This window comes from Haloarcula sp. H-hyl6 (assembly GCF_056934455.1).
Map to the genome: position 1 here is coordinate 1,881,448 of NZ_JBRIIK010000001.1, position 18,094 is coordinate 1,899,541.

Genomic DNA, 18,094 nt, shown 5'->3' on the forward strand with positions numbered 1-18,094 from the left:
CGTCTGCTGTTTATATTGGGGTATGGGTCGTGTATCGATGTGAGGAGGAATCAAATGTCCAGTGCATCGCCCTTCCAGTCCCCCACCGACGCCCTCTCCGGCAGGAGCCTCGACTTCCAATCGCTCGCTGTCCGCCCAATTCAGTTCATCGGGTTCTGGACCGCAGTTCTGGCACCGCTCGCGTATCCGCCGCTCCTGCTGAGCGGACTCGACGGACAGACCCTCCTCGTCCTCCTCACGGCCGTCTTCGTCGCGAACGCCGTCGGCCTCGTGCTGGGCCGCGGCTACCGCGCCGACGCCTGACTCGACCCCACACGTTCCACCGCATCCCCTGCGGCCTCCGCGTTCTCCCCCTTTCGCCGCGTCACTCCGAGAGCAGCAGCGCCCGCAGGTCGGCGGCGTCGTCGGCCAGATGGTGGACCATCGAGAGGTCCGTCTCGTCGCCGTCGCCGCGGAACCCGACCGTCGTCATGCCGGCAGCCACCGCTGCCCGCGCGCCCGCGGTGGAGTCCTCGACGGCCCAACAGGCGTCTGGCGGCACGTCCAGTTCGGCCGCACCGCGCTCGTAGATGTCCGGGGCGGGCTTGCCCGGGCCGTCGAGGTCCTGTGCACTGACCGCCGCGTCGAAGTGCGGGAGCAGACCGAACCGCTCGTCGATGGCCTCTATCCAGTCCCACGGCGCGGAGGTGGTGAGCGCGAGGGAGACGCCCGCGGACCGGAGGTCGTCGAGCAACTGGTGGGCGCCGTCGAGGAACGTCGCGCGCTCGCGGTATATCCGCTCGCCGGCCTCCTCGAAGAGGCGTTCGTACTCCTCGCGGGAGACGGCGACGTCGTATTCGGCGGCGATTTCGGGGTAGACCTCGCTGTAGTCGCGGCCGGTGATGGCCGACAGCGGGATGTCGTCGTCGGGTGCGACGGTCGGGAGGATGTGGTCGCGCTGGATGCTCACCCAGTGGTCCTCGGACTGGACGAGGACGCCGTCCATGTCGAAACAGATGGCGGTCGGTGCGGCACTCATTGTCCTCCCTCAATCGCCCGAGGGTTTTGCGTGTTGTGGGCGAGAGTTCAAGTACGGGAACGGAACCACCCCGGTCTATGCACGACGGAACGCGCGTGATGGCCGGCGAGTGTACGACTGTCTTCCAGGGGTCCCGCGAGCGCGAACAGCGCGGGGACGTGCTGGTGGTGGTCAAACCGGACAACACGGTACTGGTCCACGACGCGGAGGGGTACCAACCCGTCGCGTGGCTCACTCGCGCGGAGAGCGTCGCCGTCGAGGACGGCGTCGTCACCGCCAGAGACGGAGAGGAACTGCTCCGCGTCGTCGCCCACGAGGAACACGGGAGCGCGCGCTTCCCGGCCTCGAACGCGGGCGTGCCGGTAGCGGACTGTCCGGACTGCACCGGGACGCTCGTTCGGACCCGGGGCGACGTCGCCTGTACCGACTGTGAGGCGGCCTACGGCCTCCCCTCGGACGCCACCGTCACCGGCGGCCGCTGTGGGGACTGTGGGCTCCCGACGATGCGCGTCGAGCGCGGCGAGGCCTTCGAACTCTGTCTGGACCGCGGGTGTGAGTCGCTGGACGACCGGGTGAGCGCCGCCTTCGACCGCGCGTGGTCCTGTCCCGACTGCGACGGCGACCTGCGAATCCTCCGCCGGGGAGGGTTGCTCGCCGGATGCGCGAACTATCCCGACTGCGACACCGGATTCTCGTTCCCGTCGGGCCTCGTCGTCGACGACTGCGCCTGCGGCCTGCCGGTGTTCGAGACGGCCGGCGGCCGGCGGTGTCTGGACGGCACCTGCGCCGCCGACCCGTAGGGGCTTTGTCCACGGGGACGCCACTCCGACCATGGACTTGACGCTCGACGGCGACGTCGTCCGGGCGGGGACCCGCGCCCGGGAGCGGTTCTACGACTCCCGCGGGTACGGCCGCGTTCGGAACGGCGACCTTGACCTCGCGCCGGTGGAGGCGGCCCACCTGCTGTATCGGGGCGACATCGAGGGCGTCGACGGGATGGGCTTCCGCGAACTGCTCGGCACCTCGGCCGTCTCCATGGTCGAGTTCCTCGTCTACAAGGACCTGCGGGACCGAGGGTTCTACCTCACGCCCGCACGCGAGGGGTGGGTCGACGACCCCCACGGCGCTGACTTCGTGGTGTACCCCCGCGGGAAGGGGCCGTGGGACGACGCTGTCGCCTATCGCGTTCGCGTCGTCGGCGAACGCGACGACGTGCCGGCGAGGTCACTGGGGGAGTGCGTGTTGGCCGTCGTCGACGAGGAGAGCGAGATAACGTATCTCGAGACGAGCGAACGCGATGTCGACGGGACCAGCGATGCGGCCGTTCCGGCGGTCGAGGGGGAGTTGTTGGCCGAACGCGTGCTGTGCTGGGGCCCGCCGAGTGGGGTGTACGAACGCGCCTTCTACGGCCAGCGCCTCGACGAGGACGCCGTGCAGTTGTCGCTGGTCGAGGCGGCCTACCTCGCTCGCGAGGGCGACCTACACGTCGGAGCGGGGCCAGACGCCGTCGTCGAACGCGGCCGCGAGGTCGAGGGCGAACGCTTCGACCGCCGACTGACCGTCTACGCCGCCCTGCGGGACGCGGGCGTCGTCCCGAAGACCGGGTTCAAGTTCGGCGCTGACTTCCGGACCTACGCCGACGTCGAGAGCGTCGACGACCTCGGGCACTCCGAACTGCTGGTGCGGGCGTTGCCGGCCGACCACGCCTTCGAACCGCGGGACCTCGCGCTGGACGTGCGATTGGCCCACGGCGTGCGCAAGACGATGGTGTTCGCGCTGGTCGGCGAGGCGGGCGTCGAGTGGGTCGAAGTACAGCGGTTGACGCCCTGAGCGGCGGGCGACCGCCCGACGGACGGCGACCCGAAGCGAACCCTTTTTGCGCCGACCGGAGCCAACGATGACGTACGCAGTCATCCGACCATGACCGACAGCGACTCCCACCACGACGACGCACCGCCCGACGAGGACCGCCGCCAGTCGGGAGACTCGTGGCGGGAGTCGACCGAAACCCGCGCTGACGGCGGTGAGCCGAGCGACGCGAGGCGAGCCTCGTCAGAACTTCGCTCCGACGGCGGGACGGACGCCGCCGGGGCCGACGAGGTCAAACTCGACCCGTGGGGCTCCTCGACCATCGCCGACTACCGCAAACTGTTCGAGCAGTTCGGCATCGAGGAGTTCGACGACGTGCTTCCCGAGGTGCCGAACCCCCACTACCTGATGCGCCGGGGCGTCATCTTCGGCCACCGTGACTACGGCCCGGTCGCCGAAGCCATGCGCGAGGGCGAGGAGTTCGCCGCTCTCTCGGGGTTCATGCCGACCGGCGACCCCCACATCGGCCACAAGATGGTGTTCGACGAGATAATCTGGCACCAACAGCAGGGTGCCGACGCCTACGGCCTCATCGCCGACCTCGAAGCCCACGCCGCCCGCGGTCTGACGTGGGAGGAGATAGACGAACACGCCCGGAGCTACGTCCTCTCCTTGCTCGCGCTCGGTTTCGACCCCGAGGAGGGCGAACTGTACCGCCAGTCCGAGAACCGACAACTGCAGGACCTCGCCTTCGAACTCGGCGCGGAGGCCAACGCCTCGGAGTTGCAGGCCATCTACGACTTCGACGGCGAGACGAACATCTCCTACATGCAGTCGGTCGTCACGCAGATGGCCGACATCCTCTACCCGCAACTCGACGGGCCGAAACCGACGGTCATCCCCGTCGGCCCTGACCAGGACCCGCACATGCGACTGGCCCGGGATTTGGCGGCGCGGATGCGCTACTTCGGGGTGACCGAGGCGTTCGCCAGTTTCGAGGCCCGGGCCGAGGAACGGCCCCTGCTTCGGCAGGCCTACGACGCCCGCGAGGCGTACGCCGAGGACGCCGAGATGCCCCGGTGTGGCGAGGCGGCCGAGTGGCTTCGGGACCACCAGCCAGCGCCGGCCGACGCCCGCGAGTCGGCCGTCGAGAAGCTCGAAAACGCCGGGAAGGAACCGCTCCGCCCGCGGACGCGAATCTTCGACCGGCGGGCGACCGAGGAGGCGTTCGAGGCGCTCATCGAAGCCGTCGACGGCGAGAAGCGGGTGTACGACGAGCACGTCGACGCCTTCGACCTCTCGCAATCCGAGGCCGAGGAACTCGCCCGGCAGGTGGAACTGGACAACGGCGGCTACGGCTTCCTCCCGCCCTCCTCTATCTACCACCGGTTCATGACCGGCCTCACCGGCGGGAAGATGTCCTCGTCGGTGCCGGCCTCGCACATCTCCCTGCTCGACGACCCCGAGGACGGCTACGACAAGGTGAAGTCGGCGACGACCGGCGGCCGGGCGACGGCCGAGGAACAGCGAGAGAAGGGCGGGAAGGCCGACGAGTGTCCCGTCTACGAACTGTACGCCTACCTCCTCTCGGGCGACGACGACGAGTTCGCGACCGAGGTGTACGAGGAGTGCGTCGGCGGCGAGCGACTCTGTGGTGGCTGTAAGGAACAGGCCGCCGAACTGATGGCGGAGTTCCTCGAGGAGCACCAAGAGAAGCGCGCCGAGTGGGCGGAGAAACTCGACGAGTTGGACATCGAACTCGACTCGGACCGAAAACGCTCGTGAACGGTCGGTAGGTCGACACAAACCGGGCGAGCGACGGAGTAGCCCGCTCGGCGGCGGCTTTCGGTCGGCTTACAAGCGCGGTAAGACTCGATTCCGCGACCGTGCGAGCGTGAACGATACTCCGCCGTTTTACTGTCGACGTTCTAACTATTGGGTGCCATGCAGCGACGGGACTACCTCCAGTACACCGGTGCAACGCTCGGCGGAACCGCCCTCGCCGGCGGCGGGGCGTCCGAGGTGACGGCCATCCCGATTCCCCTCGACGACCTCCCGGACGGGCCGACGGCCCTCGCGTGGGGGGACGTTGACGACGACGGGCGTGACGAGGTCGCCGTCGCCCTCCGGACAGACGACGGGCCGCGGTTCTGGGTCCTCGACGACGAGGACGCGGAGTTCGAGGTGTTGTTCACTGGCGGCGACGAGTGGGGCGACAGCGCCTTCGCGACGGCGCTCGTGTTCGGAGATTTCGACGACGACGGGGCCGACGAACTCGCCGTGGGCCGACGGGCGAGCGGCAACGCCCGCTTCTTCGTCTACGACGACGCCGACGAGGACTTCGACCGCCTCCTCGCGGCGGGGCAGGAGTGGGGGTCGGACGCCGACACGACGGCGCTCGCGGCGGGCGACTTCGACGCCGACGGGGTAGACGAACTCGCGGTGGGACGGTCGGCCAGACGCAACGCCCGTTTCTTCGTCGTCGACTACGAGGACGAGGACGTACTGCTCCGCGGCGGGCGCAACTGGGGTCGGGGAATCGCCACCTCGGCGCTGGCGGCCGGCGACGTGGACGACGACGGGGTGGACGAACTCGCGGTCGGTCGACGGGCCAGCGGGAACGCACGCTTCTTCGTCCACGACGACGCCGACGAGGACTTCGACGTGCTGTTCCGCGGCGGCCGGGAGTGGGGGTCGGACAGCTACCCGACCGACCTCGCCTTTGGCGACGTGGACGACGACGGCTACGAGGAACTCGGCGTCACCCGGCGAGCGAGGTCGAACGCCCGGTTTTTCGTCTTCGAGGACGCCGACGCCGACTTCGAACGGACGCTGGCTGCCGGCCGAAACTGGGGGCGGAACGCCTACGCCACCGCCATCGACTTCGGCGACGTTGACGACGACGGCTACGACGAACTCGTGGTCACCCGCCGGGCCGAGTCGAACGTCCGCTACTTCGTCCACGAGGACGAGGACGCGGACTTCGAGTTGCTGTTCACGAACGGGGCCGACTGGGACGAGGACGGCTACGCAATCGACGCCGCCCTCGGCGACATGGACGGCGACGACCACGACGAACTGGCCGTGGCCCGCACCGGACAGGGCGCACGCGCCATCCTCCGCGAGGACGAGGACGCGGACTTCGAGTTCCGCGGGTTCGTCCTGTTCCCGGTGTAACGTCGGCTCACATCGCCGTGGGGGGCGGGCGACACAACGTTTTTAGCGCCGTATCACGACCGCTCACACATGGCACCCGAATCCCACCGTGCCGGCGTCGCTCGCCAGCCAGTTCGCGCTCCGGGGTTCGGCTTCTTCTTCGCCGTCGCCTGACGAGTGGCGGATTCGGGACCAACCGGGGAGTTGGTCCCGACGAAACCACTCGGCGGAAAGTGAGAACCGTTAACTGAGCGACCCGCGCTATTTCCCGACAACGACCGAGACACCCGTATGAAACGACCACAGGCACAGGTGGCCGTCCTACAGGCCGCCGACGCACAGGAGGACAGACGAATCGACGAGGTGGCCGAGGAAGCGGGTCTCAAACCCGAGGCGGCCACGCGAGCGGCTTTCGAACTGGAAGCCGACGGCCTCGTGGCCGTCACCGAGGCGACCCTCGAACACTACGACCTGACCGAGGAGGGCGAGCGCTACGTCCGCGAGAGCCTCCCCGAACAGGACCTCTACGAGGCCGCACTCGACGCCGGGGCCGACGAGGACCCGGTCGGGATGGGACAGGTCATCGGCGCGTCCGGCCTCGAAGGGGGTGCCGTCGACATCGCCCTCTCGAACTACGCTCGCAAGGGGTACGGCCGCATCGACAGCGGCGAGATAACGGCCGACGCCGACGCCGACGTCGGCCGCGACCGAGAGATGCACGCGCTCGAAGCCGTCGCCGACGGTCGGCCCGAGGACGCCGACGCCGACGCCGTCGACCAACTGGAACGGCGCGGTCTGCTGGAAATCAGCGAGGAGACTGTCCGCTCGGTGCGCCTCACCGACGACGGCGTCACCGCGCTGATGGAGGGCGTCGAGGCCGCCGAGACGGTCGACCAACTCACCCCCGAACTGCTCACCAGCGGCGAGTGGGAAGACGTCGAATTCACCGAGTACAACGTCGAAGCGGACGCCGAGGACGCCCCTCACGGCAAGGAACACATCCTCCGGCAGACGGCCAACCGCGTGAAGGACACGCTCGTCGGCATGGGCTTCCAGGAGATGGAGGGCCCGCACGTCGACGCCCAGTTCTGGATAAACGACTGCCTGTTCATGCCGCAGGACCACCCGGCCAGAACCCACTGGGACCAGTTCGCGCTCTCCCAACCGGACGAAATCAAGGACCTTCCCGAGGACCTCGTCGAGCGGGTGCGCTCGGCGCACCTGAACGGCGTCGGTCCCGACGGCGAGGGCTACCACTCGCCGTGGGAAGAGTCGGTCGCCCGCGGACTGGACCTCCGCGGACACACCACCTCCCTGTCCATGCGCTACCTCTCGGGACACGAAATCGGCGAGTTGGAGCCCCCGAAACGGTTCTTCAGCGTCGAGAAGGTGTACCGAAACGACACGCTGGACCCGACCCACCTGCTGGAGTTCTTCCAGATAGAGGGCTGGGTGATGGCCGAGGACCTCTCCGTGCGGGACCTGATGGGGACGTTCACGGAGTTCTACGAGCAGTTCGGCATCACCGACCTGGAGTTCAAACCGCACTACAACCCCTACACCGAGCCGAGTTTCGAACTGTTCGGGACCCACCCCGAGACCGGCGAGGTCGTCGAGGTCGGGAACTCCGGCATCTTCCGCGACGAGGTGCTGGACCCGCTGGGGGTCGACTGCGACGTGATGGCGTGGGGGCTCTCGCTCGAACGACTACTCATGCTCATGTACGGCTTCGAGGACATCCGCGACGTGCACGGGACGCTCTGTGACTTGGACCTGTTGCGGGAGACGGAGGTGATGCACTGATGCCCGTCGTCGACGTCGACCCCGACGAACTGCGCCATCTCACCGGCCACGACGAGAAGGACGACGAGGAACTCAAGTCGGACCTGTTCGACCTCGGACTGGAGTTCGAGGGCTGGACCGAGGACGACGAGTTCCAACTGGAGTTCGCCCCCGACCGCCTCGACCGCCTCTCGGTCGAGGGCGTCGCCCGGTCGCTGCGCTATCACTACGGCGACGACCGCGGCGTCTACGTCCCCACCACGAACAGCGCCGAGTGGACCATCGAAGTCGAGGACCAACCCGAGGAACGCCCGTACGTCACCGGGGCCGTCGTCCGGGGCCTCGACATGGGCGAGGACGCCCTGGAGTCCCTGATTCAACTCCAGGAGAAACTCCACGCGACGATGGGCCGCAAGCGCGCGAAGGGTGCCATCGGCGTCCACGACCTCACGATGCTCAAAGGCGAGGCCGCCACCGAGGGCACCGGCAAGTCCATCACGTACACGAGCGCCGACCCCGACGAGGCGACGTTCGTGCCGCTGGACGCCGACCGGGAGATGACCCCCAACGAAGTGATTGCCGACCACGAGACCGGCCAGACCTACGGCGACCTCGTGGCCGACTTCGACCGCGTACCGGCCATCTACGACGCCATCGGTCTGTTCTCGTTCCCGCCTGTCATCAACGGCCGGCGGACCGAGGTCTCCGAGGACTCGCGGGACCTGTTCGTCGAGATGACCGGGACCGACCAGTGGACCATCGACCGGATGTGTAACATCGTCTGCTACGCGCTGGAAGCCCGCGGCGGCAAGGTCGAACGCGTCGAGGTCGAGTACGCCGACGACGCGCCCGGCGAGTACGCCGGCCGCACGCTGGAGCGCCCGGACTTCGAGGTGCGGACGAAGACGGTCACGCTCGACCGCGTCGAGAGCATCCTCGGCGTCGACCTCGACCCCCGAGAGGTCGTCGACTACGCCGAACGTGCCGGACTGGACGCCACCGAGGCGCGGAGCGAGGACGGCATCGCCTTCGAGGTGGAGATTCCGCCCTACCGCGTCGACGTCATCCACCCGCTGGACGTCATCGACGACATCGGGCGGGCGCTCGGGTTCAACAGCCTCGAACCGACCTACCCCGACGTCTCGACGGTCGGCGGCCGCCACGAGCGGTCCCGACTGGAGGACGCCGCCCGCGACACCCTCGTCGGCCTCGGGTTCGAGGACCTGCTGAACTTCCACATGACCAACGAGACGGAGAACTTCGACCGCATGAACGTCGCTCCCGACGACGACTGCGTCGGTGCGGCCGACCCGGTCACCATCCAAGAACCGTACAGCGAGGACTACACCATCCTTCGCACGTGGGCGCTCCCGTCGCTCATGATGGTGCTGGAGAACAACACGCACCGGCGCTACCCGCAGGACCTCGCGGAAATCGGTCTCGCGGCTGGACTCGACGACTCGCAGAACACCGGCGTCGCCGAACACCGGACCGTCGCGGGCGCTCTCGCGCGCACCGACGCCTCCTACGAGGACGCGAAGGCACGTCTGCAGGCCATCGCCGAGGCGTTCGGCAAGGACCTCCGGACGCCGCCGACGACCCACCCCTCGTTCATCGACGGCCGAGCGGCCGAAGTCGTCCTCGACGGCGAGTCGGTCGGCGTCGTCGGCGAGGTACACCCGAAGGTACTCGTCGACCACGACCTCGAACTGCCGGTGGCGGCGTTCGAGTTCCGGCTAGACGCGCTCGAGTAACTCGCGAACGGCAGGGCGTGCCGTCAGCGGTTCCCCTATCGTTCGCTCGGGTAGACGTACTCCACGTCGCTCGGCCGGTCGTCCGCGTCACCCGTCTCGACGACGATGGTCGAGGAGAGCCTGTTGAACAGCCGCAGCCCCTCTTTCTCGTAGGCGAGCCAGCCGATGAGGAGGTCCAACGGAAGCAGGAACGCCTTCCCGAAGCTCTCGATGGCCGCCGTCCCGTAGTCTATCGGGTCGCCGCGCTCGTCGGTGACGGCGATGCCCAGCACCATCTTGCCGGCCGACTGCCCGCTCCGGCCTTCGAGGACCGTCCAGTAGAGGAAGAGTGCGAGTCCGTTCACGCCGGCGACGGGCGTGGTCACCGAGAGGCTGCCGGTAAGCAGTGCGAAGACGCCCGCGACTTCGCCGAGAGCGGCGAGGACGGCGCCGACGAGTAGCACGTCGACGAGCCACGCCAGAAATCGGTCGTCCCAGGAGGCGATGTGGAGCGTACGGGGGTCGTCGGCCATGCTCCGGTTTCTCCGACCCGTCACTTCAACGTTCGCTACAGGTCGGCACCGACGGCTTCCTCGACGCTGTCGAAGCCGTCTCGCTCCAGCAGTTCCAGCAGTCCACGGTTGATGTCTCGGGCGGTCGAGGGCCCGTTGTAGACGAGGCCGGTGTACAACTGGACGAGCGAGGCCCCGGCACGAATCTTCCGGTAGGCACCCTCAGCGCTGGAGACGCCGCCGACGCCCACGACCGGCACGTCCACCCGCTCGGCGACGAAGCGGACCATTCGGGTCGCCTGTCCCTCGATGGGTTTCCCCGAGAGGCCCCCCTGCTCGCTGGCGTTGGGCGAGCGGAGACTGGCCGGTCGCTCCGTGGAGGTGTTCGTGGCGACGACGCCGTCCAGTCCCAACTCGGTCACGAGGTCCAGCGTGTCCTCGACGGCCGGTTCGGGGAGGTCCGGCGAGAGTTTCACGAGCAACGGCGACGCGCCGGCCTCTTGCAGTTCCGTGAAGATGGCTTCCATCGCGTCCCGGTTCTGTAGTTCCTCGAAACCCTGTGAGTTCGGGCAGGAGACGTTCACGACGAAGAAGTCCCCGCCCTCGGCGACTCGCTCGTAGGTATACCGGTAGTCCGCCGGTGCGTCGGCCGTCCCGACGTGTTCGCTCTTGGCGATGTTGACTCCGAGCGGAATCGGTGCATCAGTCTCGGCCAGTCGCTCGCCGACGACGTCCGCGCCGTCGTTGTTCAGCCCCATGCGGTTGATGATGCCCTCGTCCTCGCGGAGTCGAAACATCCGCGGCCGAGCGTTCCCGGTCTGTGGTTCGGCGGTGACGCCGCCGACTTCGGCGAATCCGAACCCCAGTGCCGCGAGTACCGACGGGATGGTCGCGTTCTTGTCGAACCCCGCGGCGACGCCGACGGGGTTGTCGAAGGACTGTCCGAAGGCCTCGACCGCTAGCCGGTCGTCGGAGACGGTGTACCGTCGGGCCATCGCGTCGGCGAGTGGCGTCCCCTGCACCGCTTCGAGTAGCGTGTGGACGCCGTTGTTAGCTGTCTCTGCTGGCAGCGAGAACAGGGCCGGTTTCGCTATATCGTAGAGTCTCATGAGCGTCCTCGAACACCGTCTCGGTGGCGTCGCGACACCGGTGACGGGCAGTTAGAAGTCGTGTTCGACCTCTTCGGGGTCGGCTTTCTGGATGATAATCTTGTTGTCGCGCACCCGGACGAACACCTCGTCGCCTATCTCCATTCCGGCGACGGCGAGTTCGTCTTCGTGGATGTTGATGTGGACGTTGTGGTACTCGCCGTCTTCGTCTTTGGCGCCACTCGGGCTGAGCTTCTTTTTTCGCACCATCGCGCTATCCTATTCCGTGCATCGCCGTAGGATACACTTAAGTCTACCGTGCGCGGTGTCGCCCGACGGCGGGCGGTGGCGGGTGCGCGCGCGCCGTCTCGCGCAGATTCACCCCCGGTTTCGGGCCGTATCTCGGCCGATATCCATCGGAGCATCTTCTAGTATATAAACGTACCGCGGGACGGAGGCCGGATTGGGGGGTATATTTATAATGGGCCATGTGCTGAATTGACATGGAGCGGTGAAAACCATGGCACGTGACAGTGACAAGCGCAACTTTGCGCTCCGTGAGGATGGTGACGAATCGAGCGTCTTCTCAGGCGGGACTCCCCGACAGGCTGCACTGAAGGCAGCCCGACGGCTCGACCCGGCCGACAGCGAAGACGAAGCCGACCGACAAGAGATACGACTCCGGGAGAAAGGCACCCACAAGGTCCACATCTACGAGGCGTGGGCGTGGGTCGAGGAGGCTCCCGACGACAAACCCGACTGGATGCCGGGCGACATCACCAAAGGGAACGTCTCGAAACAGGGCGTCGAGCACCTCGACGACATCTGAGGCGTCGGCCAGAACGGGATTTTTCGCCGATGGACTGAGTAGTCACTACTCAAGCGCGTGCGCGTACCGCCGAACGTCGTCACTGGATGGCGACCGGATGGGCGTCTCGCTGTCGATGCTCACTTCACCGCAGCACTCTCCCGGAATTCGACCTGTGTCGTGGGTCGCACTCGCGCGCTACGTCTGTGGCTCTCTCACTCGTGTAATCGCCTGACGTAGTCGTCGCGGTCCGACGAGTTTAAATGTGGGACACCCATCGGACTCTTTTGTGAACGCGGCGCGGGACGACGCTCCTCGACCGAGGCGACGCGCTTCGGTCGCGGCCGACGACACCCGCCCGAACTGGACTGCGGCGAGGCAACTCGCAATCGGAACTCGAAGCCTTTAAGATGGCCTCGGGACAACATACAGGTCCGGAGAAATGAGGATTCCACCCCTGCGGTCCGCCGTCAAGATGGGATCTGATGTTAGCCCTGATAGTTCGGTGACACCCGGTCGACGGGTGTCCTCGAACACCCTTCGATAGCGACCACACCCTTACGGGTGTGATCCCGCCTAACCCTCCCGGCCTTGTGCCGGGATACATTCCGGTTGATCCTGCCGGAGGCCATTGCTATCGGAGTCCGACTTAGCCATGCTAGTCGCGCGAGTTTAGACTCGCGGCGTATAGCTCAGTAACACGTGGCCAAACTACCCTATGGACAGGGACAACCTCGGGAAACTGAGGCTAATCCCTGATACAGCTCTCACGCTGGAGTGCCGAGAGCTGGAAACGCCCCGGCGCCATAGGATGTGGCTGCGGCCGATTAGGTAGATGGTGGGGTAACGGCCCACCATGCCAATAATCGGTACGGGTTGTGAGAGCAAGAGCCCGGAGACGGAATCTGAGACAAGATTCCGGGCCCTACGGGGCGCAGCAGGCGCGAAACCTTTACACTGCACGACAGTGCGATAAGGGGACTCCGAGTGCGAGGGCATATAGTCCTCGCTTTTCTGTACCGTAGGGAGGTACAGGAACAAGTGCTGGGCAAGACCGGTGCCAGCCGCCGCGGTAATACCGGCAGCACGAGTGATGGCCGATATTATTGGGCCTAAAGCGTCCGTAGCCGGCCGGACAAGTCCGTTGGGAAATCGACGCGCTCAACGCGTCGGCGTCCAGCGGAAACTGTCTGGCTTGGGGCCGGAAGACCTGAGGGGTACGTCCGGGGTAGGAGTGAAATCCTGTAATCCTGGACGGACCACCAATGGCGAAAGCACCTCAGGAAGACGGACCCGACGGTGAGGGACGAAAGCTAGGGTCTCGAACCGGATTAGATACCCGGGTAGTCCTAGCTGTAAACGATGCTCGCTCGGTGTGCCGCAGGCTACGAGCCTGCGCTGCGCCCTAGGGAAGCCGAGAAGCGAGCCGCCTGGGAAGTACGTCTGCAAGGATGAAACTTAAAGGAATTGGCGGGGGAGCACCACAACCGGAGGAGCCTGCGGTTTAATTGGACTCAACGCCGGACATCTCACCGGTCCCGACAACAGTCACGACAGTCAGGTTGACGACCTTACTCGAGCTGTTGAGAGGAGGTGCATGGCCGCCGTCAGCTCGTACCGTGAGGCGTCCTGTTAAGTCAGGCAACGAGCGAGACCCGCATCCGTAGTTGCCAGCGATACCCTCGAGGTAGTCGGGTACACTACGGAGACTGCCGCTGCTAAAGCGGAGGAAGGAACGGGCAACGGTAGGTCAGTATGCCCCGAATGGACCGGGCAACACGCGGGCTACAATGGCTATGACAGTGGGATGCGACACCGAGAGGTGGAGCTAATCTCCAAACGTAGTCGTAGTTCGGATTGCGGGCTGAAACTCGCCCGCATGAAGCTGGATTCGGTAGTAATCGCGTGTCAGAAGCGCGCGGTGAATACGTCCCTGCTCCTTGCACACACCGCCCGTCAAAGCACCCGAGTGGGGTCCGGATGAGGCCAGCAAGCGCTGGTCGAATCTGGGCTCCGCAAGGGGGCTTAAGTCGTAACAAGGTAGCCGTAGAGGAATCTGTGGCTGGATCACCTCCTACTGATCGGGACTGGGGCTCTGCCCCAGCCCACCTATGGTGTTCGAGGACACTCGCCGTCCGGGCACCTATGAACTATCAGGGCTAACACTTGCGGATCTGCCGGGCCCATAGCTCAGCGGCAGAGCGCCGCCTTTGCAAGGCGGAAGCCCTGGGTTCAAATCCCAGTGGGTCCATGACACGTGCCAGCCCCGAACCGTGCCCCTTAAGTGTGGGACGGCGATGGGATATGGTACGACGACTGATGCACCAATCCGGGTGAAACCGCGATTGGGAAGGGTCGATTCGCCTACCATCTACCACCTTGGGGGCGAGGATGAAACCGTGTGTACGTGCGATCCAGGCGTCCACTGGACTCGTTCAGTTTAGCGAGTCACAACGACGTTGGCTACTATGCCAGCTGGTGGATAGCTCGGCTCGAGAGCTGAAGAAGGACGTGCCAAGCTGCGAAAAGCCTGAGGGAGCCGCACGGAGGCAAAGAACTCAGGATGTCCGAATGAGAATCTCCTCAGCAATTGCTTCGCGCAATGAGGAACCCCGAGAACTGAAACATCTCAGTATCGGGAGGAAAAGAAAACGCAACGTGATGTCGTCAGTAACCGCGAGTGAACGCGATACAGCCCAAACCGAAGGTCTCACGACCAATGTGGTGTTTGGACTGACTCTCATCAGCAGACCATCTTCATGAAGTCCCTTGGAACAGGGCGTGATACAGGGTGACAACCCCGTAATGAAGGTCAGTACGCTGTGCGTCAGTTCCGGAGTAGCGGGGGTTGGATATCCCTCGCGAACGTCGCAGGCATCGACTGCGAAGGCTAAACACTCCTCGAGACCGATAGTGCACAAGTAGTGTGAACGAACGCTGCAAAGTACCCTCAGAAGGGAGGTGAAATAGAGCTTGAACTCAGTTGGCGATGGAGCGACGGGGCATACAAGGTCCCGTGACGAATGACCTGTCCGCGAGGACACAGTAAGACTCACGGGAAGCCGATGTTCTGTCGTACGTTTTGAAAAACGAGCCAGGGAGTGTGTCTGATTGGCAAGTCTAACCGGAGCATCCGGGGAGGCACAGGGAAACCGACATGGCCGCAGCCTCACGGCGAGGGCCGCCGTCTTCAAGGGCGGGGAGCCACTCGGACACGACCCGAATCCGGACGATCTACGCATGGACAAGGTGAAGCGTGCCGAAAGGCACGTGGAGGCCTGTTAGAGTTGGTGTCCTACAATACCCTCTCGTGATCTATGTGTAGGGGTGAAAGGCCCATCGAGTCCGGCAACAGCTGGTTCCAATCGAAACATGTCGAAGCATGACCTCCGCCGAGGTAGTTCGTGGGGTAGAGCGACCGATTGGTGTGACCGCCTCCGAGAGGAGTCGGCACACCTGTCAAACTCCAAACCTACGAACGCCGTCGACGCGGGGATTCCGGTGTGCGGGGTAAGCCTGTGCACCAGGAGGGGAACAACCCAGAGGTAGGTTAAGGTCCCCAAGTGTGGATTAAGTGTAATCCTCTGAAGGTGGTCTCGAGCCCTAGACAGCCGGGAGGTGAGCTTAGAAGCAGCTACCCTCTAAGAAAAGCGTAACAGCTTACCGGCCGAGGTTTGAGGCGCCCAAAATGATCGGGACTCAAATCCACCACCGAGACCTGCCCGCACCCGTCACAGGGTGACCGAGTAGATTGGCGCTCTCATTGGATGGAAGCAGGGGTGAGAACTCCTGTGGACCGATGAGTGACGAAAATCCTGGCCATAGTAGCAGCGATAGTCGGGTGAGAACCCCGACGGCCTTATGGATAAGGGTTCCTCAGCACTGCTGATCAGCTGAGGGTTAGCCGGTCCTAAGTCTCACCGCAACTCGACTGAGACGAAATGGGAAACGGGTTAATATTCCCGTGCCATCATACAGTGAAAGTCGACGCCCTGGGGTCGATCACACCGGGCTTTCGCCCGGTCGAACCGTCCAACTCCGTGGAAGCCGTAACGGCAGGAAGCGGACGAACGGCGGGATAGGGAAACGTGATTCAACCTGGGGCCCGTGAAAAGACGAGTATGATGTCCGTACCGAGAACCGACACAGGTGTCCATGGCGGCGAAAGCCACGGCCTGTCGGGAGCAACCGACGTTAGGGAATTCGGCAAGTTAGTCCCGTAAGTTCGCGATAAGGGATGCCTGCTCCGGAACGGAGCAGGTCGCAGTGACTCGGATGCTCGGACTGTCTAGTAACAACATAGGTGACCGCAAATCCGCAAGGACTCGTACGGTCACTGAATCCTGCCCAGTGCAGGTATCTGAACACCTCGTACAAGAGGACGAAGGACCTGTCAACGGCGGGGGTAACTATGACCCTCTTAAGGTAGCGTAGTACCTTGCCGCATCAGTAGCGGCTTGCATGAATGGATTAACCAGAGCATCACTGTCCCAACGTTGGGCCCGGTGAACTGTACATTCCAGTGCGGAGTCTGGAGACACCCAAGGGGAAGCGAAGACCCTATGGAGCTTTACTGCAGGCTGTCGCTGAGACGTGGTCGCCGATGTGCAGCATAGGTAGGAGCCATTACACAGGTACCCGCGCTAGCGGGCCACCGAGGCATCAGTGAAATACTACCCGTCGGTGACTGCGACTCTCACTCCGGGAGGAGGACACCGGTAGCCGGGCAGTTTGACTGGGGCGGTACGCGCTCGAAAAGATATCGAGCGCGCCCTAAGGCTATCTCAGCCGGGACAGAGACCCGGCGAAGAGTGCAAGAGCAAAAGATAGCTTGACAGTGTTCTTCCCAACGAGGAACGCTGACGCGAAAGCGTGGTCTAGCGAACCAATTAGCCTGCTTGATGCGGGCAATTGATGACAGAAAAGCTACCCTAGGGATAACAGAGTCGTCACTCGCAAGAGCACATATCGACCGAGTGGCTTGCTACCTCGATGTCGGTTCCCTCCATCCTGCCCGTGCAGAAGCGGGCAAGGGTGAGGTTGTTCGCCTATTAAAGGAGGTCGTGAGCTGGGTTTAGACCGTCGTGAGACAGGTCGGCTGCTATCTATTGGGTGTGTCATGGTGTCTGACGGGAACGATCGTATAGTACGAGAGGAACTACGATTGGCCGCCACTGGTGTACCGGTTGTCCGAGAGGGCAGTCGCCGGGTAGCCACGCGGCACGGGGTAAGAGCTGAACGCATCTAAGCTCGAAACCCACCTGGAAAAGAGACACCGCAGAGAGTCCGCGTAGAAGACGCGGTCGATAGACTCGGGGTGTACGCACTGAGGTAACGAAGTGTTGAGCCCACGAGAACTAACAACTCGAAGCCATCATTCATACGCACTGTGACTCGATTCACCGACGATTGCTCGTCGCGCTGAACGAGTCCAGGCGCAAACTGGATCGCACGTACGCAAGGTTGACCGACCGAGACTGGTGTATCACGGTTCGATTCCGTGACTCGGCGTTAGGCGGCCATAGCGGTGGGGTTGCCTCCCGTACCCATCCCGAACACGGAAGATAAGCCCACCAGCGTTCCGGTGAGTACTGGAGTGCGCGAGCCTCTGGGAAACTCGGTTCGCCGCCACCATTCATATTCATTCACTCATTCACTCGTCCGAGAGAGCCATCAGCAGTTCTCTGGGGTCCCGTCCACGCATAAGTTGTAGGTAACTATGCGACCGGGAAGCCACGCCTCTGTATGTCACGCGAGGTCAAACTCAACGAACTCACGGAGGTACTCAACGAGGCGACGTATCCGCTCGACGCGGACGTCGCCCGGTCCCAGTTCGAGGATGTCACACTCCTCTACGCCGACGGGACTGAGCCCCTGTCGGCGGTCCTCGACCGTATCGAGAGCGACCGTTTCGACTCGGCGGAAGACGCACAGACCTCCATACTCAACGTCGTTCCTGTCGAAGGAGTTGGTGAACCGGGACAGTCGGAGGGAGAGGGCTAGTCGAATTCGCTAGCCTTAAGCGACCGAATTTACTACGACTAACTGCGCCAAGGTGGCAGAGTCCGGCCTAACGCAGCGGCCTGCAGAGCCGCCCATCGCCGGTTCAAATCCGGCCCTTGGCTTGATTTCATCGCCCTCAAGGGTTCTAAAGCCATTTTTCGCCAAAGGTAGTTGTGGTCACAAAA

Annotated in this window: 13 protein-coding genes, 2 tRNA genes and 3 rRNA genes; 14 read left to right on the plus strand and 4 right to left on the minus strand. The window is 64.4% G+C overall.

The annotated features are described in order from the left end of the window. Nucleotides 1-54: 54 nt before the first annotated feature. Nucleotides 55-303, plus strand: a complete 249-nt coding sequence (locus tag Hhyl6_RS09900; protein ID WP_483739032.1) for a DUF8028 family protein — start codon at nt 55-57, stop codon at nt 301-303. Nucleotides 304-364: 61 nt separating this feature from the next. Here Hhyl6_RS09900 and Hhyl6_RS09905 read toward each other — a convergent pair whose 3' ends face one another. After that, nucleotides 365-1,018, minus strand: a complete 654-nt coding sequence (locus Hhyl6_RS09905; RefSeq protein ID WP_483739033.1) for an HAD family hydrolase — start codon at nt 1,016-1,018, stop codon at nt 365-367. 77 nt (nt 1,019-1,095) lie between these two features. On the opposite strand from Hhyl6_RS09905, the gene Hhyl6_RS09910 reads away from it, so the two are divergent. The 6 genes from Hhyl6_RS09910 (at nt 1,096) to pheT (ending at nt 9,519) form a co-directional block, all read left to right on the plus strand. After that, complete coding sequence (locus tag Hhyl6_RS09910) at nt 1,096-1,818, plus strand: PDDEXK family nuclease (RefSeq protein WP_483739034.1); 723 nt, start codon at nt 1,096-1,098, stop codon at nt 1,816-1,818. Nucleotides 1,819-1,849: 31 nt separating this feature from the next. After that, nucleotides 1,850-2,848: a tRNA-intron lyase gene (gene endA / locus Hhyl6_RS09915; RefSeq protein ID WP_483739035.1), complete on the plus strand. Its 999-nt coding sequence runs from the start codon at nt 1,850-1,852 to the stop codon at nt 2,846-2,848. A gap of 90 nt (nt 2,849-2,938) precedes the next feature. After that, complete coding sequence (locus Hhyl6_RS09920) at nt 2,939-4,612, plus strand: tryptophan--tRNA ligase (protein WP_483739036.1); 1,674 nt, start codon at nt 2,939-2,941, stop codon at nt 4,610-4,612. Between the two features lie 159 nt (nt 4,613-4,771). Further along, the gene (locus Hhyl6_RS09925; protein WP_483739037.1) at nt 4,772-6,004 is read left to right on the plus strand and encodes a hypothetical protein; all 1,233 of its coding nucleotides are present in this window, start codon (nt 4,772-4,774) and stop codon (nt 6,002-6,004) included. Nucleotides 6,005-6,274: 270 nt separating this feature from the next. Next, nucleotides 6,275-7,786, plus strand: a complete 1,512-nt coding sequence (gene pheS / locus Hhyl6_RS09930) for a phenylalanine--tRNA ligase subunit alpha (protein WP_483739038.1) — start codon at nt 6,275-6,277, stop codon at nt 7,784-7,786. Then, nucleotides 7,786-9,519: a phenylalanine--tRNA ligase subunit beta gene (pheT, locus tag Hhyl6_RS09935; protein WP_483739039.1), complete on the plus strand. Its 1,734-nt coding sequence runs from the start codon at nt 7,786-7,788 to the stop codon at nt 9,517-9,519. The genes pheS and pheT overlap by 1 nt, the downstream gene beginning before the upstream one ends. A 35-nt stretch (nt 9,520-9,554) precedes the next feature. Here the strand turns inward: pheT and Hhyl6_RS09940 are convergent, their stop codons facing one another. The 3 genes from Hhyl6_RS09940 to Hhyl6_RS09950 are packed head-to-tail and all read right to left on the minus strand — an operon-like array spanning nt 9,555 to nt 11,368. Beyond that, complete coding sequence (locus Hhyl6_RS09940; protein WP_483739040.1) at nt 9,555-10,031, minus strand: RDD family protein; 477 nt, start codon at nt 10,029-10,031, stop codon at nt 9,555-9,557. Nucleotides 10,032-10,066: 35 nt separating this feature from the next. Further along, entirely contained in the window at nt 10,067-11,119 is a 1,053-nt protein-coding gene (locus Hhyl6_RS09945; protein WP_483739041.1) for a quinone-dependent dihydroorotate dehydrogenase, read from the minus strand. A 51-nt stretch (nt 11,120-11,170) separates the two neighbouring features. Next, nucleotides 11,171-11,368, minus strand: coding sequence for a hypothetical protein (locus Hhyl6_RS09950; protein WP_004516407.1), 198 nt, complete (start codon nt 11,366-11,368; stop codon nt 11,171-11,173). A gap of 250 nt (nt 11,369-11,618) precedes the next feature. On the opposite strand from Hhyl6_RS09950, the gene Hhyl6_RS09955 reads away from it, so the two are divergent. The 7 genes from Hhyl6_RS09955 (at nt 11,619) to Hhyl6_RS09985 (ending at nt 18,031) form a co-directional block, all read left to right on the plus strand. After that, entirely contained in the window at nt 11,619-11,927 is a 309-nt protein-coding gene (locus Hhyl6_RS09955; protein ID WP_483739042.1) for a non-histone chromosomal MC1 family protein, read from the plus strand. Between the two features lie 584 nt (nt 11,928-12,511). Then, nucleotides 12,512-13,982, plus strand: a 16S ribosomal RNA gene (locus Hhyl6_RS09960). Nucleotides 13,983-14,085: 103 nt separating this feature from the next. After that, a tRNA-Ala gene (locus Hhyl6_RS09965) sits at nt 14,086-14,157 on the plus strand. A gap of 202 nt (nt 14,158-14,359) precedes the next feature. Further along, nucleotides 14,360-17,287 (plus strand): 23S ribosomal RNA (locus Hhyl6_RS09970). Between the two features lie 130 nt (nt 17,288-17,417). Further along, nucleotides 17,418-17,540: ribosomal RNA gene (gene rrf / locus Hhyl6_RS09975) — 5S ribosomal RNA — on the plus strand. Together the 16S, 23S and 5S rRNA genes with 1 tRNA gene alongside form the textbook arrangement of a ribosomal RNA operon. A gap of 111 nt (nt 17,541-17,651) precedes the next feature. After that, a complete protein-coding gene (locus Hhyl6_RS09980; RefSeq protein ID WP_483739043.1) occupies nt 17,652-17,909 on the plus strand; it encodes a DUF5789 family protein in 258 nt (85 codons plus the stop codon). 46 nt (nt 17,910-17,955) lie between these two features. Continuing rightward, nucleotides 17,956-18,031: transfer RNA gene (locus Hhyl6_RS09985), tRNA-Cys, on the plus strand. Nucleotides 18,032-18,094 lie beyond the last annotated feature (63 nt).

Excerpts from the sequence above, each read along its gene's own strand:
- Hhyl6_RS09905 (WP_483739033.1), bottom strand. The coding sequence starts at position 1,018 with ATGAGTGCCGCACCGACCGCCATCTGTTTCGACATGGACGGCGTCCTC.
- Hhyl6_RS09950 (WP_004516407.1), bottom strand. The coding sequence starts at position 11,368 with ATGGTGCGAAAAAAGAAGCTCAGCCCGAGTGGCGCCAAAGACGAAGAC.
- pheT (WP_483739039.1), top strand. The coding sequence starts at position 7,786 with ATGCCCGTCGTCGACGTCGACCCCGACGAACTGCGCCATCTCACCGGC.
- Hhyl6_RS09955 (WP_483739042.1), top strand. The coding sequence starts at position 11,619 with ATGGCACGTGACAGTGACAAGCGCAACTTTGCGCTCCGTGAGGATGGT.
- pheS (WP_483739038.1), top strand. The coding sequence starts at position 6,275 with ATGAAACGACCACAGGCACAGGTGGCCGTCCTACAGGCCGCCGACGCA.
- Hhyl6_RS09940 (WP_483739040.1), bottom strand. The coding sequence starts at position 10,031 with ATGGCCGACGACCCCCGTACGCTCCACATCGCCTCCTGGGACGACCGA.
- Hhyl6_RS09910 (WP_483739034.1), top strand. The coding sequence starts at position 1,096 with ATGCACGACGGAACGCGCGTGATGGCCGGCGAGTGTACGACTGTCTTC.
- endA (WP_483739035.1), top strand. The coding sequence starts at position 1,850 with ATGGACTTGACGCTCGACGGCGACGTCGTCCGGGCGGGGACCCGCGCC.
- Hhyl6_RS09945 (WP_483739041.1), bottom strand. The coding sequence starts at position 11,119 with ATGAGACTCTACGATATAGCGAAACCGGCCCTGTTCTCGCTGCCAGCA.
- Hhyl6_RS09900 (WP_483739032.1), top strand. The coding sequence starts at position 55 with ATGTCCAGTGCATCGCCCTTCCAGTCCCCCACCGACGCCCTCTCCGGC.
- Hhyl6_RS09980 (WP_483739043.1), top strand. The coding sequence starts at position 17,652 with ATGTCACGCGAGGTCAAACTCAACGAACTCACGGAGGTACTCAACGAG.
- Hhyl6_RS09925 (WP_483739037.1), top strand. The coding sequence starts at position 4,772 with ATGCAGCGACGGGACTACCTCCAGTACACCGGTGCAACGCTCGGCGGA.
- Hhyl6_RS09920 (WP_483739036.1), top strand. The coding sequence starts at position 2,939 with ATGACCGACAGCGACTCCCACCACGACGACGCACCGCCCGACGAGGAC.